Raw genomic sequence first — 22280 nt, 5'->3', positions numbered from 1 at the left:
GGCATCCAATCGGACGCTGCCGGGCCGCGCTCGTCGGAAACATCCGATGGGACCCGGCGGCAGCATTCCTGAACAGCGATAGAAAATGCGGCTGCTGCTTGTCGAAGACAATCGCGAACTGGCCGATTGGCTGGGCAAGACCTTGCGCCAGGCGAACTATGTCGTCGATGTCGTGCATGATGGCGAGGATGTCGAGCATGCTTTGGCCGCCGGCGACCATGCGCTTGTCATTCTCGACCTTGCGCTGCCGCGCATGGGCGGGATGGAGGTGCTGCGCATGCTGCGGGCGCGCGGCAACCGTGTGCCGGTCATCGTGCTGACCGCAAACGCCAGCCTCGACGGCCGCGTCAAGGGCCTCAACGAAGGCGCCGACGACTATCTGGCCAAGCCGTTCCAGATCGAGGAACTGGAGGCTCGCATCCGCGTGCAGCTGCGGCGCGTCAACGATCGGACAGCACCCGTCGTCGCCTGTGGCGATCTCGTCTTCGACACCAACACGCGGCTGTTTTCGCTGGCCGGCGAGACACTGGCGCTGACGCCGCGCGAGCATGCGGTGCTGGAGCAGCTTGTGGTCAAGGCAGGACGCACGGTGAGCAAGGCGGCGCTGTCGTCGGCGATCTTCGACTTCGAAACCGATGCCGACCCCAGCGCTATCGAGATCTATGTGCATCGACTGCGCAAGAAGCTCGAAGGATCGCGGGTCCAGATCGCCACTCTGCGTGGCCTCGGTTACCTGCTGCGCGATGCCAGTTAGAAGCCTCCGTCTGCAGCTACTTGCCTGGGTGGTGCTGCCGCTTGCAGGGCTCGCCACCATCAATTTGTGGACCAGCCACCGCAGCGCGCTGGCGACCGCGGACCTAGTCACGGATCGCATGCTGGTAGGGTCGGCCCGCGCGATTGCCGAGCAGGTCTCCATCGTCGACGGCGTGCTCGACGCCACGGTGCCGCCGGCGGCGATCGAGATGTTCGACACCGGCGATCGCGACAGCGTCTACTATCGTGTCGAGACTGCCGGCGGACGGCTCTTGACCGGCTATCCCGACCTGCCCGTGGCGCCAGGGCGACCCAGCATGGAAGCGGTCTATCGCGACCACGAGCTGCGGCTGCTGACGTTCAGCCATGCGGTGGTTGGCGCCGGCGTGGACTCGCCGATCTCCGTCACCGTCGGCGTCACGCTGGCCGGACATGACGCCATAGTGCGGCATTTGTGGTTCAGCGCTTTTGCCCAGCAGCTGGCGCTGGTGGCGATTGCCGGCATCTTCGTGCTGCTCGGCCTTAGCCGCGGCCTGGCGCCGCTGATCCGGCTGCGCGACGCCGTGCGCTCGCCAAGCCGCAGCGACCTCGATCCGATCGAAGTCGCTGGGGCACAGAGCGAGATCCGGCCGCTAATCGATGCACTCAACGTCTATATGGAGCGGGTACGGGCGCAGATGGCGGCACAGCACCGCTTCATTGCGAACGCCGCGCACCAGTTGCGCACGCCGCTGGCGCTGTTGTCGACGCAGGCGAGCTACGCGCTGCGCGAAAGTGCTGCCGATGCCCGCCAGGAGGCGCTGGTGGCGCTGCAGGCCAGTTCCGGCCGGCTGGCGCGGCTGGCCGAACAGCTGCTCACCCTGTCGCGGGCGGAGCCCGGCAGCCGGCGGCCACGCGCCGATCGCATCGACCTGACCGAGGCCGCCCGCCATGTGCTGGAGACGCAGGCGCCGGCGGCGATCGCGCGTACTATCGACCTCGGCCTCGACGAAACCGGGCCGGTAACGGTGGTCGGTGACGGCACGATGCTGCGCGAGATGATCGTCAACCTTGTCGACAATGCGTTGCGCTACACGCCGGCCGGCGGCACCGTCACCGTCAGGCTGGCCGCCATCGACGGCGAAGCCGTGCTGACGGTCGCCGACGACGGGCCCGGCATCCCGGCGGACGAGCGCGAGCATGTCTTCGAGCGCTTCTACCGCCTCGCCGCCGCGACCGAGGAAGGCAGCGGGCTCGGCCTCGCCATAGTGCGCGAGGTGGTCGAAAATGCCGGCGGCCGCGTCACCCTTACGGATGGCGTGGCTGGCGGCCTGGTGGTCGAGGTGCGGCTGCCTTTGGCCTGATCAATCAGGCCCCCTGCTCGTTGAAAGGTGCCGGCCGCCATTTGACGAGATAGTTCTCGAAGCGGGTGATGATGAATTCCACCACCAGCGCCATCACCGCCAGGATGATCATGGCGGCAAAGACGCCATTGGCATTGAAGGCGCCCTGCGCGGTCGAGATCAGCAGACCCATACCCTGCTTGGCGCCCAGGAATTCGCCGACCACGGCGCCGACCAAAGCGAAGCCGAAGCTGACATGCAGGCTGGCCAGGATCCAGCTCATCGCCGACGGGATGATGACGCTGGTGGTGATCTGGAACGGCGAGGCGCCTAATATCTGGGCATTGGCGATCATCGCCCTGTCGGCCTCGCGCACGCCCTGGAAGGCATTGGCGAAGACGACGAAGAACACCATCACCACCGCCAGCGCCACCTTGGAGGCCATGCCGAGGCCGAGCGCGATGATGAACACCGAGCCGAGCACGACGCGCGGCACCGAGTTGGCGATCTTGATGTAGATCGAAAAGACATCGGCAAGCAGCCGGTTGCGACCAAGGATGATGCCGGCGGCGATGCCGCCAAGGGCGCCGATGACGAAGCCGAGGAAGGTCTCCTCCAGCGTCACATAGATCTGCAGCCAGAGCGGGCCTTGCGAGGTGCCTTCGGTGATCCACGACCAGATCTGCTGCCAGATGCCGGACGGGCTGGCGAAGAAGAACGGGTCGATGAAATTGTAGTCGGCGCCGAGTTCCCACAGGCCGAGGAAGACGATGAGGATCGCCAGGCGCAGGCCGATGACCATCGCATGGCGGTGGCGCAACCGCGCCCTCGCCCGGCTTTCGGCAATTGCGATGGAGGCGTCGCGGACGGCAGCATGGTCAGCGGTGGGAGAGATGGCGGTCATGGCGGGTCTCCTCTCAATGGCCGGTCTGCAGAGTGCGGCTCTGGCCGAGTTGCACTTCCTCGCGCAAATCGTTCCAGATCACCTTGGCGATCTCGACGAATTTCGGGTCGTAGCGGATGTCGGCCATGACGCGCGGGCGCGGCAGGTCGATGCGGTAGACGCTCTTGACCGTGCCCGGTCCCGCCGTCAGCACATAGACCTTGTCGGCCAGCGCCACCGCCTCCTCGAGGTCGTGGGTGACGAAGACGACGGAGGATTTCTGCTCCGACCACAGGCCCAGCAATTCGTCCTGCATGGCTGTGCGGGTCTGCATGTCGAGTGCGCTGAACGGCTCGTCCATCAACAGGATCTTGGGCTGGTTGATGAAGGTCTGGGCGAGCGCGACGCGCTTGCGCATGCCGCCGGAGAGCTGGTGCGGATAATGCTTTTCGAAGCGCCCCAGGCCGACGCGGCCGATCCAGTCGCGCGCCCGCTCATAGGCCTCAGCCTTCGGCGTGCCGCGGTAGAGCGGACCGGCGGCGACATTGTCGATGACGCTGCGCCACGGAAACAGCGCATCGGCCTGGAAGACGAAGCCGATGTCGCGGCTGATGTCGGTGACGGGATTGCCCATGACACGGACAGCGCCGGTGGTCGGCCTGAGCAGGCCGGTGACAAGGTTGAGCGTCGTCGACTTGCCGCAGCCGGTCGGCCCGACGACGCAGGCGAATTCGCCGTGCGCCACCGTCATGGTGAAGTCGCGGATCGCCGTCATCATGTGGCCGTCGGGCGTGACGAAGCGCAACGTCACATCGTCGATGGCGATCGCGGCGTTAGCCGGCGGCGCGGCCTGAGACAGTCTCTCGGCCGCCATGGGTTGCAGTTGCATGGCACACTCCTGTCGCAATGGGGCAAGTGAGCCCACAGCGCAGCCGCGGGTCTCCTGGTGTTCTGGCAATGGGCTGCGCTGCCGGTTTGATTCAAGCGAGCGGCGCAAGCCCTTGTTCTTCAACGGGCGATACGGAAACTGATGCCCGTCGGTGCGACGCTACTTGGCGGCGTCGACGAACGCCGTCGTGTAGGTCTTCGACAGGTCGATCTGCTTGCCCTGCAGGCTCTTGGAGAAGGTCGAGAGCACCTTGAGCACGGTCGGCGGGCCATCGGCCGGCATGCGGCCGTCCGGCGTGAACATCGCCTTGCCGCCGGCCAGCCCCTGTACGTATAGGTCCCTGTTGCCGGCGTAGTAGTCTTTCGGCATCTTGTCGGCGATCTCCTCGGCCGAATGGGTGGCGATGAACTTCATCGTCTTGACGAAGGCGTTGGCAAGCTTCTGTGCCTCGTCCTTGTGGTCCTCGAGCCAGGCGGACTGGACGTAGAAGGACGCCGCCGGATAAGGCCCGCCCAGCGCCTCCTTGGTCTTTTCTGGGGTACGCATATCGACCAGGACGCTGGCCTCGCCGGTCTTCAGCAGTTGCGCGATGGTCGGCTCGGTGGTCATGCCGGCCTGGATCTGGTCCTGCTTGACGGCGGCGATGAAGGTGTTGCCAGCGCCGACCGGCAGCAGCGTGTAATCGCCGGGCTTCAGCCCGTTGCGAACGGCAAGATACTGGCTGAGGAAATCGGTCGAGGAGCCAAGGCCGGTGACGCCGAGCGTGGCGCCCTTGAAGTCGGCCGGCGACTTGATCTCGGGGTGCTTGGCGGAAACCAGCTCGACCTCGCCCGGCGCCTGGCTGAACTGAACGATCGACTGGATGTATTTGCCCTTCGACTGCAGGTCGACGGTGTGGTCGTAGAAGCCGACCACGCCCTGCACGGCGCCGGCCAGCAATTCATTTTCGGCCTCGACGCCGGCACGCGAGTTGACCAGCTCGACATCGAGCCCCTGGTCCTTGAAGTAGCCAAGCTGCTGGGCGAGCACGGCCGGCAGATAGATCTGCTTTTCCATGCCGCCGACGATGATGGTGATCTTGTCGGCCGCCGATGCCGCCGTGGCACCCGTGGCTGCGATGGCCAATGCCAGCGCCGCTGAACGCAAGGCGCACTTCGAGATGAAACCGGTCACGAAACTTCCTCCACCTGGGCGGCGCGCCAACAAGCGGCACCGCATTTCCTCCTCGCCGGCCACCAGGACCGGCCATGCGGCGAACACCGCAGCCCCATCATGGCATGGCCAAGCTTTCAGCTGGCTTTCAGCCGTCTTATGACCGGAGTAATCGAAATCAGCCAGGATTGCTCATCACGAGGCGTTGAACCCGAGCACGTCACGCATGTCGTATTCACCGGGCGGACGCCCCGCGACCCAGAGCGCTGCGGCGATGGCGCCGCGCGCGAACATCGAGCGGTCCTGCGCCGAATGCGCCAGCGTCAGCACCTCACCGTCGGCCAGGAAGCTGACGCTGTGCTCGCCGACGATGCTGCCGCCGCGCACCACGGCGAAGCCGATCTCGCCTTGCGATCGGGCGCCGGTGATGCCATCGCGGACGCGCCTTGCCACCGCCTCCAGCTCGACGCCGCGCCCTTTGGCGGCGGCCTCGCCAAGCATCAGCGCCGTCCCCGACGGCGCGTCGACCTTGTGGCGATGGTGGGCCTCCAGGATCTCGATGTCGCAGTCGCCGGGATCGAGCGCGCGGGACGCCTGCTCGACCAGCCCGGTCAGCATGTTGAGCCCGAGCGAGTAACTGCCGGAGCGCACGATGGCGATGGTTTTGGCGGCAGCGGCGATGGCGGCGAGTTCCCTGTCGTCGAAGCCGGTCGAACCAATCACCAGCGCCAGCCCGCCACGCACCGCGCAGGCTTCTGCGAGTTCAGCGGATGCGGCCGGCGTGGTGAAGTCGATGACCACGTCAGCAGAGGCGAGGGCCTCGTCGCGGCTGACCAGCCCCTCGCCGGCGGCGCCGGGCCGATGGAACCGTGCGGCCAGCGCCAGCCGCGGATCTGCCTCGACGGCCACCGCCATCTGCAGGCCCATGCGGCCGAGCGCGCCGGCGATGGCTATCCTGAGGGGTGGCATGGCGTTTCCTGTTGAAATGCGAGACGGAACAATCGTCTAGCACGCCGCCTTGCCAAATTGATTCAGCCCGCAGTTGCGCCCTTGGTCTTCAGCATCATGCCGGCGATCTCTTTTACCAGCTTAGCGGCAACTAGTGCCGTCAGGTTGGAGACATCCTGGCTTGAATTGTATTCGACGACATCCGCGGCGACGATTCGTTGGTCGATGCCCTGGATGAGGCTGATCACCTGGCGGGTCGACAGCCCACCGGGCTCGCGGTGGGAGACGCCGGGCGCAAAGGCCGGATCGAGACCGTCGAGATCCACCGAGATGTAGACGGGCGTCTTGAGGTTAAGCCGCAAGCCCTCGCTGACATGGCGCGCCTCGATCACCTCGACGCCGAAACGCTCAAGCTGGTCGCGAAGTTGGTCATTGAGGGTGCGCAGGCCGATCTGGATCAGCCGGTCGGCGAGCCGCTCCTCCATGATGCGGGCGAAGGACGAGGTGTGCGAGCGCAAATTGTCCTGATAGGCAGGATAGATGTCGGGGTGGGCGTCGATCTGGACGATTGTCAGGCTGGGATGGCGCCGGCGCACGGCGCGCAGAACCGGCCAGGCGATCGCATGGTCGCCACCGAGGCTGATCAGCGGATGGCCGGCATCCAGCGCGTGGCCGACCTCGTTTTCGATCCGCTCCCACGGGTCGCCGGCGCCTGCGAAGTCGATGTCGCCATGTTCGACGAAGCGATCCGTCAAATCGAAGCCGGTTTCGCTCCACGAGCTGTGGGCGTCGCTTTGCAATTCGCGCCTAATCAGCGCCGGCGCCTCAGCGGCGCTGCGCAGATAGGACGAATTCTCGTCATGCGGTATTCCCAGAAGCGAAATCCCCGTCATGGCATCCTCCCTCGTCTCAGCTGAGGGGAGCCTCTATAGACGCGGGAGCTGGCAGCCGCGACGGCAGGCACTTGGGCCAGATGCCAAATCTGGAAGCCACCGCTAGGCGCCCAGCTCTTCCGCCTTGCGCAGCCAGACCTTGTTGTCGTGCAGCGCCGCACCGCCATAGGGCGCCGGCGCATCAGCGCCGGTCAGCACGTTGATACCCTCGCCGCGCTCATGCGCGCTGTTCGGCCAGATGCCTTCGGCGATCACCACGCCGCGCTTGATGCCGTCGAACAGCTTGGCATGCAGGACCATTTCGCCGCGCTGGTTGCCGACCTCGACGCGGCTACCGTTGGCGAGCCCGAGAGCGGCTGCGTCGTCGGGGTGCAAAAGCAGTTCCGGCCTGCCCTCCTTGGCCTTCGACACCGGCGTCTCGGCAAAGGTCGAGTTGAGAAAATTGCGCGCCGGCGAGGTCGTCAGCCGGAACGGATGAGCCTCGTCCGCCACCTCGATCAGGTCGACATGATCGGGGAATTCCGGCAGCCGCTCCACCGGGCCGAACAGGCCCATGCTTTTCGGCGGCCGGTTGGGCGCCGCCTGCCCGGTCCAGTCGGCGTGGAAGCGAAATTTTCCATCCGGATGGCCAAAACCATTGATGAAATGCGCGGCCTCGAAATTCGGCTGCAGGTCGACCCATTTCTGCTCTTTCAGGCTGTCGAAGCTGCCGAGCCCACGCTTGCCGAGGATGATGTCGATATGCTGCCTTTCGGTGAGGCCAAAACCCGGTCGGCCGGCGACGCCGAGGCGCTTGCCAAGTTCCTCGATGACGAAGTGGTTGGTGCGCGGCCCTTCCGGCGGGTCGATCAGCTTGGGGCCGAGCGTGATGTGCTGGTTGCCGCCGCCTTTGTAGACGTCGTCATGTTCCAGAAACATCGTCGCCGGCAGCACGACATCGGCAAGCTTTGCCGTGTCGGTCATGAACTGCTCGTGCACGCAGGAGAAAAGGTCGCCGCGCAGGAAGCCTTGCTTCACCAGCCGCTGCTCGGGCGCGACATTCACCGGATTGGTGTTCTGGATCAGCAGCGCCGTCACCGGCGGCCCGCCATTGAGCGCATCCGCCGCTCCGGTCAGGACCGGGCCGATGCGCGAATGGTCGAGATAGCGGACGTTGGGGTCGCGCATCGCAGTGCCTTCAAGCACGTCCTGGTTCAGCTTGAAGATGCCGGAATTGGAATGGAAGGCGCCGCCGCCTTCATACTGCCAGCAGCCGGTGACGGCGGCGATGCAAGACGCCGCATGCATATTGACCGCGCCGTTGCGCTGGCGCGCAAAGCCGTAGCCGAGGCGAAAGTAAGTCTTCTTCGTCGTGCCGACGAGGCGGGCGAAGGCCTCGATCTCGGCCACGTCGAGCCCGGTGATCGAAGCCGCCCATTCCGGCGTGCGCTCCTTTAGATGCTCTTCCAGCCCACGCGGATCGTCGGTGTATTTTTCCAGATAGGCGCGATCGGCCATGCCATCCCGGAACAGCACATGCATGACCGCGCAGGCCAGCGCGCCATCGGTGCCGGGCTTCAGCACCAGGCCGAGATCGGCCTGCTTCATGGTCGCGTTCTCATAGACGTCGATGACGACGATCTTCGCACCGCGTTCCTTGCGCGCCTTGATGGCGTGGGTCATGACATTGACTTGGGTCACCACAGCATTGGTGCCCCAGATCACCACGCAGTCGGACTTCGCCATCTCGCGCGGGTCAGGCCCGCGCAGGGCACCCGCCCCCATCATCCAGCCGGTCCAGGCCAGGTTGGTGCAGATCGAGCCGAAGAAGCCGGAATACTTTTTCGCGTGGCGCAGCCGGTCGATGCCATCGCGCTGCACCAGCCCCATCGTGCCGGCATAGTAATAGGGCCACACTGTCTCCGAACCGTGCTTTTCCTCGGCCGCGATGAACTTCTCGGCGACAAGGTCGAGGGCTGCTTCCCAGCTCGCTTCCTTCCAGGCCCCCTCGCCCTTGGCGCCGGCCCGCACCAGCGGCTTCAGCAGGCGATCGGGGTGATGGACGCGGTCGGCATAGCGGGCGACCTTGGCGCAGATCACGCCTGATGTGTACGTATTGGCCTTGGCGCCGTGGACGCGGCCGATGCGTTTTTCGTCGAGCAGTTCGACCTCGAGCGCACAGGTCGACGGGCAATCATGCGGACAGGCCGAATGGCCGATGCGGAGCTTGGCGTGCTGGTTCATGGGGGCAAACTAGCCGGTTGCGAGGGCGGCGTGTAGGGCCACATGGGGCTTTCCCTTCTCCCCTACTCCGCCGTGCCTTCCTCATACTCCGCCGACATGATCAGCCATTTCTCTTCGTGGCCGGCGAGCGTCTGGGCGAGTTGCGAGCGTTCCTTGGCCAGCCGCGTCGCGGTCGAAGGATCCTTCTCGTAGATCGCCGGATTGGCGAGCTCGTCCTCGATCAGGTCCATGCGCTTGCGGATGCGGTCCATCAGCGCTTCGGTGGCGCGGATTTCCTTGGCCAGCGGCTCGAAGGCGGCGCGGCGCTGGGCCGCCTCGCGGCGGCGGTCGGCCTTGGAGGCTTTGTCTGCTTCGCGCCGCTCACGGCGATCGCCGGACACGCCGGTCACCAGCGTCTTGTAGTCCTCGAGGTCGCCGTCATACGGGTTGACCGCGCCGTCCTTGACCAGCCACAGCCGGTCGGCCGTCGCTTCCAGCAGATGGCGGTCGTGCGAGATCAGGATGACGGCGCCGGGAAACTCATTCAGCGCATGGATCAGCGATTCACGGCTGTCGATGTCGAGATGGTTGGTCGGCTCGTCGAGGATGAACAGGTTCGGTCCCTCGAAAGCCGACAGGCCCATCAGCAGCCGCGCCTTCTCGCCGCCCGAAAGATCCTTGGCGGCGGTGTTCATCTTCTCGGTGGTCAGGCCGAACCGGGCGACGCGACCGCGCACCTTCGATTCCGGCGCTTCCGGCATCAGCCGGCGGACATGCTCATAGGCGTTTTCCTCGGGGCGCAGATCATCGAGCTGGTGCTGGGCGAAGATCGCCACTTTCAGCCCGGGCGCTACCGTCATGGTGCCGGTCTCCTGCTTCAGGCGGCCCGACAAGAGCTTGGCGAAGGTCGACTTGCCGTTACCGTTGGCGCCGAGCAGGGCGATGCGGTCATCGGCATCGATGCGCAGCGTCATCTTCTTCAGGATCGGCTGGCCCTCGGTATAGCCGACATTGACGCTGCTCAGCGCGATGATCGGCGAAGCCACCGTCTTGACCGGCTCGGGGAAGGAGAACGGCCGCACCGTGTCGTTCACGATCGCCGCGATCGGCTTCATCTTCTCCAGCGCCTTGATGCGCGACTGCGCCTGCCTGGCCTTGGAAGCTTTGGCGCGGAAGCGCTCGACGAAGGATTCCATATGCTTGCGCGCGGCTTCCTGCTTGACGCGGCCCTTCTCCTGCAACTCGCGCTGCTCGGCGTATTGGCGCTCGAACTGGTCGTAGCCGCCGCGCCAGAAGGTCAGCTTCTTCTGGTCGAGATGGACGATCGAATTGACGGCGCGGTTCAGCAGGTCGCGGTCGTGCGAGATCAGCAGCACGGTGTGCGGATATTTGGAGACGTAGTTCTCCAGCCACAGCGTGCCTTCAAGGTCGAGATAGTTGGTCGGCTCGTCGAGCAGCAAAAGGTCGGGCTCGGAAAACAGCACGGCTGCCAATGCGACGCGCATGCGCCAGCCGCCGGAGAAGGACGAGGCCGGGCGGCGCTGCGCCGCGTCGTCAAAACCGAGGCCGGCAAGGATGGTGGCCGCGCGGGACTCGGCCGAATGGGCATCGATGTCCGCCAGCCGCATGTGGATGTCGGCGATGCGGTGCGGATCGGTCGCCGTCTTTTCCTCTTCGAGCAGAGCGTTGCGTTCGGCATCGGCCTTGAGCACGATCTCGATCAGCGGCTCCTCGGTGCCCGGCGCTTCCTGCGCCACCTGGCCGATGCGGGTGTTCTTCGGCAGGCTTATCGAACCGGTCTCGGAGGGGAAATCGCCGGTGATGGCCTTGAACAGCGTCGTCTTGCCGGTGCCGTTGCGGCCGACAAGCCCGGCCTTGGTGCCGGCCGGCAAGGTCAGCGAAGCGTGGTCGAGAAGCAGGCGTCCGGCCATGCGGAGCGAAAGGTCATTGATAACAAGCATGGCCGCGCTTTTGCACGGGACACCGGCGCTTCGCAAGAGCTTGCGGCTGGGTTGGCCGAATAGGCCTCGCCGTCGACGTCGGACGGCCAGACTGCATCACTCGAATCGGCCGACCCTCGTTGCCGAGCAAAACATCGACACGACAGACAACTTGAAGTTCAACCCCAACATATACTAGCGCTGTGCGTGCGCTTCGGATGCGCAAGGACCAGAAAATCTTTTGCTCCGGCCATGATATTTTTTTGAAGAATTGATTTCAATTTTTGCGCCGATGCTGTGACCTTGCGATTGCGCCTCGATTCGACTTGGGCGCCAAGAAGAATTTACCTGGTCAGGAGCCCATCATGGACGAGGCAGCGAACGATCTGCGTGCGCTCAGATATGTCGCCGACATCACCCGGAAATTGGCGAAGATGCTTTCGCGCACGCGCTATCACATGCTGGTCTATTTTCTCGAGATGACGGCGGTCGAAGCCGACAATCTGGCGAACGCGCAAGATCCGAAACGGAAGGGCGCAAAGGCGCCGCCGGAACCCCGAAACTGACAGGGCAACGTTAAAACGCGTCAAAGCGCGTCGCATTGAAATGGATTCACGCGGCGCGCTTCAAGTCTTTTATGCAGTCCGCGATCAGCTCTTGGCCTTGCGCTTCGCCGGCTTGGCCGGCGCGGACGCGGCAGGCTTGCGGCCGAGACCGGAAGACTTCGCCAGTGCCGAGCGGGTCGCCGAATAGCTGGGCGCCACCATCGGATAGTCGGGCGCCAAGCCCCATTTGGCACGATATTCGTCCGGCGTCAGTCCGTGGTCGGTGCTCAGGTGCCGCTTCAGCGACTTGAACTTCTTTCCGTCCTCAAGGCAGACGATGTAGTCCGGAAATACCGACCGCTTCGGATTGACGGCCGGCGTCAGCGCCACGCTCTCCTTGACGGAGCTGGCGGCGGCCAGCTTGCGCACCGAGGCGCTGACACTGGCGATCAGATCCGGCAGGCCGGCGGCCGGAAGCGGATTGTTGCCGACATAGGCCGAGACAATGTCGGCGGTGAGTTCGATTGCTGTCCTGTCATCGATATTGTGCAATTTTTTTCCCTCTGCTGGCGATCAAGTCGCCATCTCTGTTGGATACATCTTTCGATGTATCGATTTGACCGCGTTCCCCAACGGACCGTCAAAAATAAGTAACCCATACAGACTCAGTACGGTTGGATATTTTAATGGCCGCCTGCGGCGGCGCAAATTAGAAATTCTAATACTTGGAAGCGGTCGACTTTGAGTGTACGGAATCGGACAAAATCTCGAGAATACGCTTCCAGCGGGCGCAACGACCGAAATCCTTTTGCTCAATCGCCTTTTCTGCCTTCATTGCGGCATAGATAGGCGCCTCGGCGCCAAACTCCTTGACCAGCCAGTGCGCTTCCTGTCTGGCGCGGCGTTCATCCTCGTCAAGCATGGTTTTCGGCCTCCGAACCTTCGATGCCCACCGCAATGCAACTGCCGATGACGAGGACGGCGCCGGCAATGGCCGTCATCGTCAGCCTTTCGCCCGAGAGCGTCAGCAATAGGGTCGAGGCGATCGGCGTGAGATAGGCGACGACCGCGACCTTGCCGCCCTGGTCAAACTTTAGCGCCCTCGACCAGAAATAGTAACCGAGGCCCATCGGGCCGGCGCCGAGATAGAGCCCGGCCAATAGGTATGGTCCGAAATCCCAGGCAACACCGTCATGGACGCACCACAGGAATGTCAGCGCCACGCCGACCAGCGCCGAAGGCAGCAGGAGGCGATCGGGCGACGTAGCAAGACGGCCAACGACGATCGAATAGAAGGCCATGCACAGCGCCGACCCGAAGGCGGCGAGATAGCCGGCGAGATTGCCCTGGAACCACGACTGCTCACGCCCGCCCGAAATCACCATCGCAACGCCGACGAAGCCGAGCGCGGCGGTGAAGCCGAGCAGCGCCGGACGCCGCGGCCTGTCGAGCACGATAATCGCCGCCGCGACCATCAGCGGCCAGGTGTAGGCGACAAGATTGGCCTCGATGACCGGCATCGAAGCGAAGGCGACATATTGCAGGACCATGGTGCCGACAAGGCCGATGATGCCGACGGCGAACGGCACCAGAGCAGCACTCACCCCCGCCCCGCCATCTTGCGGCATCCGTCGCCTGCCGCCATCCCGGCCGATCAGCCGGATCAAGGCAAAGACCAGGGCGGCACCAATAAATTGCAGGAACTGCACCTGCGACACAGGGTGGCTTGCGAGCAGGGATTTGCCGACCAGTGCATTGGTCGCCCACAGCGCGACCGCGCCGGTGGCGAAGACCAGCGCGAATCTCGACCCCGACCCGCCCAGAGCGGATCGGTACAGGAGCCTATCCTCTTGTTTGACCATGATCTGCTCCGAAATCGAAGGTCAGCTCAGCAAAAACCGGTTCCCGCCCTTGGCTTGCTTACCATGATTCCCGTGCTCCGCCCGGCACAGCCGCATCGACCGGCTGCGGCACGGGGCGTTCCTCCTCGTGGCGCCGGTAGGCCGGCAACTGGTTGGTCCACACATCCTCGGCCAGCTCGTTGACCCATTCGCGATCCCGGTCATTATCGGCGGCGAGGTAGAACATGCGGTTGTCGTCGACATAGGGCTTGGACACCGAGCGCTGGTTGAGCACCAGCGTGACGCGCTCGCCGAGCTGGATGGGCGCTGTGCGGTGGAGCACGCCGAGGAACTGGCCGAGCGTGGCGTAGCTCATCTTGTGGTCGATGCGCATGACGCGGTTGCGCGGGATCTCGCGGCCGGATTCGAGGATGGCGCGGCCTGTCTCGCTATCATCGCAATAGATTTCGAGATGGCCGCCGACCAGCGGATCGCTGATCGACAGCGGAATCAGCTCGGTGACCGGGACGCCGTCGCAATGCCAATCGACGGCGCCATCCCGGGGATTCATGAAGGTGACGGTCGAGCCGACGATCGACAGCGGATAGGGTTCCAGCTTGGTGCCCATCATGTCGGAGAGCCGCTCCAGGCGCAGTTTGTCGTGCAGCAATTCCTTGATTTCGGGGATGAAGCGGTCGGCGCCAGTGATGAAGGTGAGGTCGAGGTGCTTGTGCACGGCGTGGCTGGCCTTGAGCTTCAGCGCGGCCTCCTCGATGGCGGCAAGCAGCACCGGGTCGTAACCGTGACGATACTGCGCGACGCCGAAACTAGACACTTTCCAGGCCGTCTCGTGGCCGATGATGGCTTCACGGCTCATCGCATAGCGCAATTCCGGGATGGTATGTGCGTTCATTGTACTTCTCCAGGATTGGGGACAACACTTGAACGACAGTCAATTAAATTAGCACCCCCTGTAAAATTAGGAATGCTGGTGCTACCCTAAGCCCAGCTTAAGGTCGAAACCGTGCGTCTGCTCAGTCAGGTCAACCTCAATTCGCTGAAAATCGTGGAGAGTGCCGCGAGGCACCGAAATTTCACACGCGCCGGCGAAGAGCAGTTCATCACCGCCTCCGCAGTCAGCCAACGCGTCAAGAGCCTCGAGGACCAGCTCCGCTTCAAGATCTTCCAGCGTGGCGGCAATGCCGTGTCACTGACACCTGAGGGCGAGACCTATGTGTCGCGCGTACGCGAAGCTTTGGAGCGGATCGTGGCGGCAAGCATGGAGGCGACCGGACAGTCGCAGGCGCATGTGCTGAAGATTTCGGTGCTGCCGACCTTCGCGGCACGCTGGCTGTTTCCGCGCCTGCCGTCGTTCCAGCAGCAATATCCTGATATCGAGATGCGGGTCTCGACCTCGTATGCCACGCATGAGTTCGCGGCGTCGGATTTCGACCTCGAAATCCGCTATGGCGACGGCCACTTCCCCGACCTGAAGGCAGATCTTCTGTTCAAGGAGGATCTGACGCCGGTATGCAGCCGCAAGCTGTTCCACGAAATCCTCGGCGACAAGCCCTTGTCCAAGGTGACGCCGGAGGATTTGCAGCATTTCACGCTGCTGCATTCCGACACCTGCACCCAGAACTGGCAGTCGTGGCTGGGCTTTGCCGGTGCCAGCTTCGTGCTCGGCGAGACCAAAAGCATCTATTTCGATTCCTGCATGATGTCCTACGAGGCGGCCAATGCCGGCATGGGCTTTGCGGTGGCCAACCGCGCCTATATGGCCAGCGACATCCGCGCCGAGCGGCTGGTGGCGCCGTTCGCGGTACACCATCCCAATACCGCCGGCTGGTATTTCGTCAGCCCCGACACGGCGCTGGCGGCACGCAAGGTGGTGCTGTTCAAGCAATGGGTGATCGCCGAAGCGGCACTGACGCAACGCCAGCTGGACATCGAGATGAGCGGCGAACGCCAGCAGTAAATTGTTCCATTCTCGCGATGCCCGTTTGCAACGGTTAGGCATCCGTACGCAATCGTACAATGACGCAAGGGAAAGACTCAGCTATCGTTGTGCGTGCGGCGGGCCTGATTTCCCGCTTGGCCGGCGCTTTCAGCTTCCTCCCAAGCAGCGCCGGCCTTCTTCTGTGTACTTGTCTTGCAATGCGCGCTTGCCGTACTCTCGGCTTCAGGCAATCGGTTCCGATTGGGTTCACCTGAAGAGAGCTGATTGATGATCGACGACATCGAGCGCGACGGTTTCGCTGGCCCGTTTTCCGGTCCTGAGCCGCAAAGAATGTGCCCGGCTTCTTCCCAGGCTGATCAAGGAACGCCAGAAGAAAAGGTGTGAAGCAAAGCGTCCGCCGTCGCCAACCGTCACTACTACAAGATCGCCAGCGACCCGCGCATCCTCCAGCTGGTACGTCCGGTCCTCGGCGAAGACATCATCCTGTGGGCCGCGCATCTCGTGATCAGGCGTCCGGACACGGAGCATCCGTTTCACTGCGATGTCGAATCGTGCTCGGCCGACGGCGGCTTCCTGACCGTGTGGCTGGGCCTGGAGAACACAAATTCCGCGTCGGGCCTTAAGTTCGTCAGGGGTTCGCACCGCTATGGCGCCACTGTTCAGGAGATCAAAGCCACGCTTGGCATCAACGCGGCGGAAAATTCCGATGCGGCTGTGCTCGATGCGGCGCGGACTTTTGCTCAAGACGCGACGATCGTTCAGCCCGAGGTTTCCGACGGTGCCGCACTGGTCTTCGATGGCAGGGCCTGGCACGGCTCGCATAACCCATTCGCGACCACACGCGTCGCCTTGCTGTTGCAATATGCCCGAGCCGACCGTCCGGCTGAAGCCTTCGATAGGCCGTTCCGGTTCAAGACGGAGCCAAGGCCGCCGGTGCTGGTGGTTTCCGGCCGCTCGCCGATCGGCGTCAACCAGATCGCCAGGCCACCAGGCACGCGCCGGATTGCCGCGATACCGAACGCTGCGTTCGATCTGCCTGAATTGCCGGCCAAGCCGGTGGCACATTTCGCCTCGATGCCGCACTTTCGCGGCCGCACGGCAAAGATCGAATTCATGGACGCGCATTCATCAGTACTTGCGCCCGGCGCCTCGCCTCATCCGCTGCACATCCATGTGGAAGAAGAGATCCTCATCGTCGTTTCAGGGCAAGCCGAGTTGATGACCGCCGACGATGTCGGCTCTGAGAGCGTTCGGCGCGAGACAATGAACGCCGGCGATTTCGCCTATTACCCCGCCTTGCAGCCGCACACGCTGGTCAACGCCAGCGACGGACCGGTGCTCTACACGATGCTGAAATGGCGCAACCAGCGAGGCCATGCACCGGACGACGCGTCGAAGATGGCCTTCGTGCGAGCCTCAGACACGCTGTTTGCCGCGGCGGATCCCGGCAACCGCAATCGCGGAACACTCCTCAACACGAGGACCAGATGGCTCGATCGCCTGCACTGTCATGTCTCGATCGTGGCGCCTGGCGTCGGCTATGCGCCCCACGCCGACCGCTACGACGTGGCCATCGTCGTGTTTTCCGGTGCGATTGAAACGCTGGGCAAGACGATTTCGGCTCCCGCACTGCTTTATCACCCTGCCCGTGCAGTGCATGGGTTGAAGTCCATCGGCGCCGAACCCGCGCGTTACCTCGTCTTCGAACTGGACAAGGCCGCATCGCGCTGGTCCGCCCTGATCCACGCCGGCCGAAATCTGCTGGGGCGGTGAAGATCTTGCCGATGGAAGAGCAGTCGGTCTATTTATTGCGCCGGTGGCGTGCCGGGCTGATCGCCACCCGTCATCGACTTCGGCACCGGATTCTTGTCGACCTGTGGATTCTGGTCGACGGGCGCCTTGGTCGGCGGGATGTTATTGTCGCAGGCAGCGAGCGCGAGCCCTGCCGCCAGGGCCAGCAGTATCGGAAGCTTCTTCATGACAACCTCCTCTCGTTTGCCCCTTTCATCAGGGGCAAACGATGCGGTGCCGGTTTGGTTGCACGGCAAGCCGGGCCGGGAGGACCCGGCGGAACAAAATGCCCTCTCCCCGGTTGGTCCGCGAAGGAGTATCTGATCATATCCGTCTGCTGATTGTTGGCCTGTTCGCCTATGCGACTTATCGCTTCACCAAAAAGGTCATCGACGACGTGCCGGATGATTTCGATCCGTTGCCGATGCCCGGCGACGAGCGCCGTGCGCTGCGGCGCCAGTCGGCCGCGATGGGTGTGGAGCCGCGGCGGTAGCAGAACCTGGTTCCTTGCCCCCACGAGAGTGGGGAGAGGAAGGCGCTGCGAAAACGTTGCGAACAAAGCAGAAACGATGCTTGATGGGCGATGAACCTCGCCGCCCGTGATTCGACCTTCCAGCCCGCCTATCTCGCCAAGCTGAACGACCAGCAGCGGCAGGCGGTTGAGCATGGCGACGGCATGGTGGCCGCGCCGCTGCTGGTGATCGCCGGCGCCGGGTCTGGCAAGACCAACACGCTCGCCCATCGCGTCGCGCATCTCATTGTCAAAGGCGCCGACCCGCGCCGCATCCTGTTGATGACGTTTTCGCGGCGCGCGGCCGCCGAGATGGCCAAGCGGGTCGAGCGCATCGCCGGCGAGGTGCTGGGGCGCGACGCCGCCATCATCACCGACGCGCTCACCTGGGCCGGCACCTTCCATGGCATAGGCGCCCGGCTGTTGCGCGACTATGCGCTGGAGATCGGCCTCGATCCGGCCTTCACCATCCATGACCGCGAGGATTCCGCCGACCTGATGAACCTCGCCCGCCACGAGCTCGGGTTCTCGAAGACAGAAAGCCGTTTTCCTACCAAGGGTACCTGCCTTGCGATCTATTCGCGAGCCGTCAATGCGCAGGCGCCGCTCGGCGAGGTGCTTGGTTCGGCGTTTCCCTGGTGCGCCGGCTGGGCAGAACAGCTGAAGACGCTGTTCGCCGGGTATGTCGAGGCCAAGCAGGCGCAGAACGTGCTCGATTACGACGACCTGCTGCTCTACTGGGCGCAGATGGCCGCCGAGCCGGAGATCGCGGCGCATCTCAGCGCGCGGTTCGACCATGTGCTGGTCGACGAATACCAGGACACCAACCGGCTGCAGGCGTCGATCCTGACCGCGCTGAAGCCCGACGGCTCCGGGTTGACCGTGGTCGGCGACGACGCGCAGTCGATCTATTCCTTCCGCGCGGCGGAAGTGCGCAACATCCTCGATTTCCCAAAACAGTTCGCTCAAGCAGCCGCGATCATCACGCTGGAGCGCAACTACCGCTCGACCGAGACCATTCTGGCCGCCGCCAATGCGGTGATCTCCCAAGCATCGGAGCGCTTCACCAAGAACCTGTGGACCGAGCGCAAATCCTCGCAGAAGCCGAAACTGGTCAGCGTGCGCGACGAGGCCGAGCAGGCCAACTATGTCTGCCAGGCGATCCTGGCCGAGCGCGAGGCCGGCACGGTGCTGAAATCGCAGGCGGTGCTGTTTCGCGCCTCGCATCACAGCGGGCCGCTGGAGATTGAACTGACGCGCCGCAACATCCCCTTCGTCAAGTTCGGCGGGCTGAAATTCCTCGACGCCGCCCATATCAAGGACATGCTGGCGATGTTGCGCTTTGCCGAGAACCCGCGCGACCGCGTCGCCGGTTTTCGCGTGCTGCAGCTTCTGCCCGGCATCGGCCCATCGGCGGCCTCGCAGATCGTCGAGACCATGGCGACGTCGCTCGATGAAGCGATGGGGCTCGCCCGCTACCGGCCGCCGCAGCGCGCGGCGGACGACTGGCCGGCCTTCATCACGCTCTATTCTGGCTTGCGGGCCGGCGCGAAATGGCCTGCCGATCTCGAACAGGTCCGGCTCTGGTACGAGCCGCATCTGGAGCGCATCCACGAGGATGCGACGACGCGGCGGGCCGACCTTCTGCAGCTCGAGCAGATCGCTTCCGGATACGCATCGCGCGAGCGCTTCCTCACCGAGCTGACGCTCGATCCGCCGGACGCGACCAGCGACCAGGCCGGGCCGCCGCATCGCGACGAGGATTATCTCATCCTGTCGACCATCCATTCGGCCAAGGGCCAGGAGTGGAAGAACGTCTTCGTGCTCAATTCCGTCGACGGCTGCATTCCGGCCGATCTCGGCGTCGGCACCAAGGAGGATATCGAGGAGGAGCGCCGCCTGTTCTATGTGGCGATGACGCGGGCCAGGGACAGCCTGCATCTGGTCATGCCGCAGCGCTTCTTCGTCCATGGCCAGGCGGCGCGCGGCGACCGCCACGTCTATGCCTCGCGCACCCGCTTCATCCCGGCCTCGATCCTTTCCGCCTTCGAACAGACGGCGTGGGCGAGCGTCCAGGCCAGGGACGATCCGCGACGTCAGCCGCAGGTGCGCGTCGACCTCGGCGCGCGCATGCGCGGCATGTGGAAATAGACTGCGGCTCCCACTGCCGGCAACCAAAGACCGCGCCTTGCGTTAATCCGCGTTCATGCGGAGCACGACAATGGAACCCGTAGTGGCGACGGCAATGATCCTGCTTTCATGCAGTCCGGACATGGTTTTCTGTCACCCGGCTCAGACACAGCCCGTCGTCTATCCGGGAATCGCCGCGTGCACCGCCGCCCTGCCCCGCAGGCTGCAAGGCACCGGCATGATCGGCCGATGCCGGGCGGTCGACGCGGCGACACTGATGCCCGGGCAGAGGGTTGCCACGGTTCGCGTCACGCGAGGGACCGGCCCCGATGCCGTTTCCACCGACTATCTGGTCCTCCACGCCCCCGACGAGACGGACTGATCCGATCTCCTTCCCCCCTCGATCAATGCCCTTTCCTGGCATGCGTCAGGGACTTTGGCGGTTGATCGCGATGGAACCATCGGCCGCCGGATGGATTTCGGTTGGCAAAGCCTAATGCAAAGGAGGCTGAGATGAGAAAGCTGATCCTCGCAACCATGCTCGCCATGGCCACGCTGGCGCCGACGGCGGTTCCGGTGCAGGCGGCAAGCGTGACGATCACCACCGATGACGGCTGGGGCCGCGATCGTGACAAATACCAATGGCGCCGCCATCATATGCGCCAGTACGCCATGCGCGATGATGACCGGCGCTACTGGCGCCATCATCGCGACTGCGGCGTGAGGGAGCACAAGCGCTGGCATCACAACCGCCTGGTCATCAAGAGGGTCTGGAGCTGCGGCTTGCACAAAGGCTGGGACTAAGACCGGTTGGTACCGCTCGCGCCGTGACCCCGGCGCGTAGCGGATGCCTGAGAGCTGCATTGCCATCCGCCAAAGGGAGGCAGGGATGCGTTTCGTACCATCCGCCATGAGTTGGCGGCAGAGATTGGGGCAACTCGCCGGGAGGCTGTTCGTCAATGTCGTTGCCGCCCTTATCGCCGGCATCGCTATCCTGTTTCTCGTGATGTCAGCGCATTTTGAGGCGCCGACATTCGCTCCGGGCCAGATCACGACGACCGCTTCCGTTCCATAGGCCCTTCCGGGAAGATCCCTCTCTCACCCCCGATAGCGTAGAGCCTCGACCAGCACCGAAAAGGCCGGCGAGGACTGGCGGCGGCTTGGATAGTAGAGGTGGTAGCCGGGAAAGGGCGGGCACCAGTCGGCGAGCACCCGCACCAGCCGTCCGTCGGCTAGCTGGTCCTTCACTTGATCCTCCGGCAGATAGGCCAGGCCGAGACCGGCCAGCACCGCGTGCATCCGCAACCCGATATTGTTGAACACAAGCTGTCCTTCGACCCGCACCTTCAGTTCGCGGCCGTCCTTCTCGAATTCCCAGGCATAGAGGCCGCCGTAAGTCGGCAGCCGCAGATTGATGCAGTTGTGCTCCATAAGACCCTGCGGCGTACGCGGCCGCTTGTGGCGCGCGAAATAGGCTGGCGCGCCGACCACGGCCATGCGCATGTCCGGCCCGATGCGCACCGCGATCATATCCTTCGCGACCTGCTCGCCGAGGCGGACGCCGGCAACGTAGCGCTCGGCGACAATGTCGGTCAGCCCATAGTCGATGATGATCTCCGCATTGATGTCCGGATAGTCGGGCAGCAGCTTTGCCAGAGCCGGCCACAGAATGGTCTCGGCCGAATGCTCGCCGGCGGTGATGCGCAACGTGCCGGCGGGCTTGTCGCGAAACGCACTCAGCGCGGCAAGTGCGGTGTCGATCTCCTCGAAGCGCGGGCCGATGGTGTTGATCAGCCGTTCGCCGGCCTCGGTCGGCGAGACGCTACGCGTCGTGCGGGTGAGCAGGCGAAGACCCAGCCGCTCTTCCAAAGCACGCATGGTGTGGCTGAGCGCCGATTGCGAAACGCCGAGCTGGGCAGCGGCCTTGGTGAAGCTGCGCTCGCGCGCCACGGCCAGAAAGGCGAGCAGATCGTTGAGGTTTTCGCGCGGCATATATGAATCATCCTCATAAGTTCATGCGCATTATACCACCTAATCCTTCGCCGCCGCAGCCGCTACATCGTGCCCATTAAGACGAGGCGGGATCGCGCTCGATCAAGCGAAGGACACCGGTAATGAACATCACCAGAAACGGCTCGCAGCCATCGGCCAAGGGACCGGCCGACTATTTCACCGGGACCGTGCGCATCGATGCGCCTTTCAAGGGCAGCGACGCCGCCCGCGTCGGCGGCGCCACCGTCACTTTCGAGCCCGGCGCGCGCACCGCCTGGCACTCGCACCCGCTGGGACAGACGCTGATCGTCATTGCCGGCACAGGCTCGGCACAGCGCGAAGGCGGCCCGATCGAGGAGATTCGCGCCGGCGACATCGTCTGGTTCGCACCTGAGGAAAAGCATTGGCACGGCGCGTCGCCGACCACCGCCATAACCCATATCGCCATCGCCGAAGCGCTCGACGGCAAGGTCGTCGACTGGATGGAGAAGGTCAGCGACGAGCAATACCGGCGCTGATCAGGGCTCG

24 protein-coding genes and 1 pseudogene are annotated in these 22280 nt (G+C 64.1%); 12 read left to right on the top strand and 13 right to left on the bottom strand.

Annotation, left to right across the window (positions count from 1 at the left end):
• Nucleotides 1-85: 85 nt before the first annotated feature.
• A complete protein-coding gene (locus tag D3227_RS23775) occupies nt 86-754 on the top strand; it encodes a response regulator (RefSeq protein WP_120016716.1) in 669 nt (222 codons plus the stop codon).
• Complete coding sequence (locus tag D3227_RS23770) at nt 744-2096, top strand: sensor histidine kinase (RefSeq protein ID WP_120016715.1); 1353 nt, start codon at nt 744-746, stop codon at nt 2094-2096. Before D3227_RS23775 ends, D3227_RS23770 begins: the two co-directional genes overlap by 11 nt.
• 4 nt (nt 2097-2100) lie before the next feature.
• Here D3227_RS23770 and D3227_RS23765 read toward each other — a convergent pair whose 3' ends face one another.
• The 7 genes from D3227_RS23765 to abc-f form a co-directional block, all read right to left on the bottom strand.
• Complete coding sequence (locus D3227_RS23765; RefSeq protein ID WP_120016714.1) at nt 2101-2979, bottom strand: ABC transporter permease; 879 nt, start codon at nt 2977-2979, stop codon at nt 2101-2103.
• 13 nt (nt 2980-2992) lie between these two features.
• The gene (locus D3227_RS23760) at nt 2993-3847 is read right to left on the bottom strand and encodes an ABC transporter ATP-binding protein (RefSeq protein ID WP_120016713.1); all 855 of its coding nucleotides are present in this window, start codon (nt 3845-3847) and stop codon (nt 2993-2995) included.
• Nucleotides 3848-4006: 159 nt separating this feature from the next.
• The gene (locus D3227_RS23755) at nt 4007-5020 is read right to left on the bottom strand and encodes an ABC transporter substrate-binding protein (protein ID WP_120016759.1); all 1014 of its coding nucleotides are present in this window, start codon (nt 5018-5020) and stop codon (nt 4007-4009) included.
• Nucleotides 5021-5194: 174 nt separating this feature from the next.
• Nucleotides 5195-5968: a 4-hydroxy-tetrahydrodipicolinate reductase gene (dapB, locus tag D3227_RS23750; protein ID WP_120016712.1), complete on the bottom strand. Its 774-nt coding sequence runs from the start codon at nt 5966-5968 to the stop codon at nt 5195-5197.
• A 62-nt stretch (nt 5969-6030) separates the two neighbouring features.
• The gene (locus D3227_RS23745) at nt 6031-6840 is read right to left on the bottom strand and encodes an arginase family protein (RefSeq protein WP_120016711.1); all 810 of its coding nucleotides are present in this window, start codon (nt 6838-6840) and stop codon (nt 6031-6033) included.
• 102 nt (nt 6841-6942) lie between these two features.
• Nucleotides 6943-9063 (bottom strand): molybdopterin-containing oxidoreductase family protein, encoded by a 2121-nt coding sequence (locus D3227_RS23740; protein WP_120016710.1) that lies wholly within the window; start codon nt 9061-9063, stop codon nt 6943-6945.
• 62 nt (nt 9064-9125) lie between these two features.
• Nucleotides 9126-11003 carry a ribosomal protection-like ABC-F family protein gene (abc-f, locus tag D3227_RS23735; protein ID WP_120016709.1) on the bottom strand — a complete coding sequence of 626 codons (1878 nt, stop codon included), beginning with the start codon at nt 11001-11003 and terminating at the stop codon, nt 9126-9128.
• Nucleotides 11004-11347: 344 nt separating this feature from the next.
• On the opposite strand from abc-f, the gene D3227_RS23730 reads away from it, so the two are divergent.
• Complete coding sequence (locus D3227_RS23730; protein ID WP_120016708.1) at nt 11348-11548, top strand: hypothetical protein; 201 nt, start codon at nt 11348-11350, stop codon at nt 11546-11548.
• 84 nt (nt 11549-11632) lie between these two features.
• On the opposite strand, the gene D3227_RS23725 is transcribed toward D3227_RS23730, so the two are convergent.
• The 4 genes from D3227_RS23725 to D3227_RS41725 all read right to left on the bottom strand — a co-directional run bounded on the left by D3227_RS23725 (nt 11633) and on the right by D3227_RS41725 (nt 14281).
• Nucleotides 11633-12079 (bottom strand): Ros/MucR family transcriptional regulator, encoded by a 447-nt coding sequence (locus tag D3227_RS23725; RefSeq protein WP_120016707.1) that lies wholly within the window; start codon nt 12077-12079, stop codon nt 11633-11635.
• A gap of 166 nt (nt 12080-12245) precedes the next feature.
• Nucleotides 12246-12449, bottom strand: a complete 204-nt coding sequence (locus tag D3227_RS23720) for a hypothetical protein (RefSeq protein ID WP_120016706.1) — start codon at nt 12447-12449, stop codon at nt 12246-12248.
• Complete coding sequence (locus D3227_RS23715; protein ID WP_120016705.1) at nt 12442-13389, bottom strand: DMT family transporter; 948 nt, start codon at nt 13387-13389, stop codon at nt 12442-12444. The genes D3227_RS23720 and D3227_RS23715 overlap by 8 nt, the downstream gene beginning before the upstream one ends.
• A 58-nt stretch (nt 13390-13447) precedes the next feature.
• Complete coding sequence (locus D3227_RS41725) at nt 13448-14281, bottom strand: hypothetical protein (protein WP_167480813.1); 834 nt, start codon at nt 14279-14281, stop codon at nt 13448-13450.
• 111 nt (nt 14282-14392) lie between these two features.
• Here D3227_RS41725 and D3227_RS23700 point away from each other — a divergent pair, with 111 nt between their 5' ends.
• From D3227_RS23700 to D3227_RS43820, 3 genes and pseudogenes are all read left to right on the top strand, one after another.
• Complete coding sequence (locus D3227_RS23700) at nt 14393-15346, top strand: LysR substrate-binding domain-containing protein (protein WP_120016704.1); 954 nt, start codon at nt 14393-14395, stop codon at nt 15344-15346.
• A gap of 399 nt (nt 15347-15745) precedes the next feature.
• A pseudogene (locus D3227_RS43825) lies at nt 15746-16138 on the top strand (phytanoyl-CoA dioxygenase family protein); the annotation flags it as partial.
• 264 nt (nt 16139-16402) lie between these two features.
• The gene (locus tag D3227_RS43820) at nt 16403-17101 is read left to right on the top strand and encodes a cupin domain-containing protein (RefSeq protein ID WP_342634009.1); all 699 of its coding nucleotides are present in this window, start codon (nt 16403-16405) and stop codon (nt 17099-17101) included.
• A 32-nt stretch (nt 17102-17133) separates the two neighbouring features.
• Here D3227_RS43820 and D3227_RS41720 read toward each other — a convergent pair whose 3' ends face one another.
• A complete protein-coding gene (locus D3227_RS41720; protein WP_167480812.1) occupies nt 17134-17307 on the bottom strand; it encodes a hypothetical protein in 174 nt (57 codons plus the stop codon).
• 113 nt (nt 17308-17420) lie between these two features.
• On the opposite strand from D3227_RS41720, the gene D3227_RS23685 reads away from it, so the two are divergent.
• From D3227_RS23685 to D3227_RS23665, 5 genes are all read left to right on the top strand, one after another.
• Complete coding sequence (locus D3227_RS23685) at nt 17421-17612, top strand: hypothetical protein (RefSeq protein ID WP_245451847.1); 192 nt, start codon at nt 17421-17423, stop codon at nt 17610-17612.
• Nucleotides 17613-17702: 90 nt separating this feature from the next.
• Entirely contained in the window at nt 17703-19781 is a 2079-nt protein-coding gene (locus D3227_RS23680; RefSeq protein ID WP_120016700.1) for an ATP-dependent helicase, read from the top strand.
• A 70-nt stretch (nt 19782-19851) separates the two neighbouring features.
• Entirely contained in the window at nt 19852-20142 is a 291-nt protein-coding gene (locus D3227_RS23675) for a hypothetical protein (protein ID WP_147377663.1), read from the top strand.
• A 131-nt stretch (nt 20143-20273) separates the two neighbouring features.
• Nucleotides 20274-20564 carry a hypothetical protein gene (locus D3227_RS23670; protein ID WP_120016698.1) on the top strand — a complete coding sequence of 97 codons (291 nt, stop codon included), beginning with the start codon at nt 20274-20276 and terminating at the stop codon, nt 20562-20564.
• 85 nt (nt 20565-20649) lie between these two features.
• Nucleotides 20650-20835 (top strand): hypothetical protein, encoded by a 186-nt coding sequence (locus tag D3227_RS23665; protein ID WP_147377662.1) that lies wholly within the window; start codon nt 20650-20652, stop codon nt 20833-20835.
• Between the two features lie 23 nt (nt 20836-20858).
• Here the strand turns inward: D3227_RS23665 and D3227_RS23660 are convergent, their stop codons facing one another.
• Nucleotides 20859-21752 (bottom strand): LysR family transcriptional regulator, encoded by an 894-nt coding sequence (locus D3227_RS23660; RefSeq protein ID WP_120016696.1) that lies wholly within the window; start codon nt 21750-21752, stop codon nt 20859-20861.
• Between the two features lie 122 nt (nt 21753-21874).
• Here D3227_RS23660 and D3227_RS23655 point away from each other — a divergent pair, with 122 nt between their 5' ends.
• Nucleotides 21875-22270, top strand: coding sequence for a (R)-mandelonitrile lyase (locus D3227_RS23655; RefSeq protein WP_120016695.1), 396 nt, complete (start codon nt 21875-21877; stop codon nt 22268-22270).
• Nucleotides 22271-22280 lie beyond the last annotated feature (10 nt).

It is taken from the genome of Mesorhizobium waimense (assembly GCF_003601975.1).
Lineage (GTDB): Bacteria > Pseudomonadota > Alphaproteobacteria > Rhizobiales > Rhizobiaceae > Mesorhizobium > Mesorhizobium waimense.
The sequence above is the reverse complement of the archived record's forward strand: the minus strand, read 5'-3'. Positions and strand labels throughout refer to the sequence as shown.

Coding starts and splice junctions, on each gene's coding strand:
- D3227_RS23775 (WP_120016716.1), top strand. CDS start 86: ATGCGGCTGCTGCTTGTCGAAGACAATCGCGAACTGGCCGATTGGCTG.
- D3227_RS23770 (WP_120016715.1), top strand. CDS start 744: ATGCCAGTTAGAAGCCTCCGTCTGCAGCTACTTGCCTGGGTGGTGCTG.
- D3227_RS23765 (WP_120016714.1), bottom strand. CDS start 2,979: ATGACCGCCATCTCTCCCACCGCTGACCATGCTGCCGTCCGCGACGCC.
- D3227_RS23760 (WP_120016713.1), bottom strand. CDS start 3,847: ATGCAACTGCAACCCATGGCGGCCGAGAGACTGTCTCAGGCCGCGCCG.
- dapB (WP_120016712.1), bottom strand. CDS start 5,968: ATGCCACCCCTCAGGATAGCCATCGCCGGCGCGCTCGGCCGCATGGGC.
- D3227_RS23745 (WP_120016711.1), bottom strand. CDS start 6,840: ATGACGGGGATTTCGCTTCTGGGAATACCGCATGACGAGAATTCGTCC.
- D3227_RS23740 (WP_120016710.1), bottom strand. CDS start 9,063: ATGAACCAGCACGCCAAGCTCCGCATCGGCCATTCGGCCTGTCCGCAT.
- abc-f (WP_120016709.1), bottom strand. CDS start 11,003: ATGCTTGTTATCAATGACCTTTCGCTCCGCATGGCCGGACGCCTGCTT.
- D3227_RS23730 (WP_120016708.1), top strand. CDS start 11,348: ATGGACGAGGCAGCGAACGATCTGCGTGCGCTCAGATATGTCGCCGAC.
- D3227_RS23720 (WP_120016706.1), bottom strand. CDS start 12,449: ATGCTTGACGAGGATGAACGCCGCGCCAGACAGGAAGCGCACTGGCTG.
- D3227_RS23715 (WP_120016705.1), bottom strand. CDS start 13,389: ATGGTCAAACAAGAGGATAGGCTCCTGTACCGATCCGCTCTGGGCGGG.
- D3227_RS41725 (WP_167480813.1), bottom strand. CDS start 14,281: ATGAACGCACATACCATCCCGGAATTGCGCTATGCGATGAGCCGTGAA.
- D3227_RS43820 (WP_342634009.1), top strand. CDS start 16,403: ATGCCGCACTTTCGCGGCCGCACGGCAAAGATCGAATTCATGGACGCG.
- D3227_RS41720 (WP_167480812.1), bottom strand. CDS start 17,307: ATGAAGAAGCTTCCGATACTGCTGGCCCTGGCGGCAGGGCTCGCGCTC.
- D3227_RS23680 (WP_120016700.1), top strand. CDS start 17,703: ATGAACCTCGCCGCCCGTGATTCGACCTTCCAGCCCGCCTATCTCGCC.
- D3227_RS23675 (WP_147377663.1), top strand. CDS start 19,852: ATGGAACCCGTAGTGGCGACGGCAATGATCCTGCTTTCATGCAGTCCG.
- D3227_RS23670 (WP_120016698.1), top strand. CDS start 20,274: ATGAGAAAGCTGATCCTCGCAACCATGCTCGCCATGGCCACGCTGGCG.
- D3227_RS23665 (WP_147377662.1), top strand. CDS start 20,650: ATGCGTTTCGTACCATCCGCCATGAGTTGGCGGCAGAGATTGGGGCAA.
- D3227_RS23660 (WP_120016696.1), bottom strand. CDS start 21,752: ATGCCGCGCGAAAACCTCAACGATCTGCTCGCCTTTCTGGCCGTGGCG.
- D3227_RS23655 (WP_120016695.1), top strand. CDS start 21,875: ATGAACATCACCAGAAACGGCTCGCAGCCATCGGCCAAGGGACCGGCC.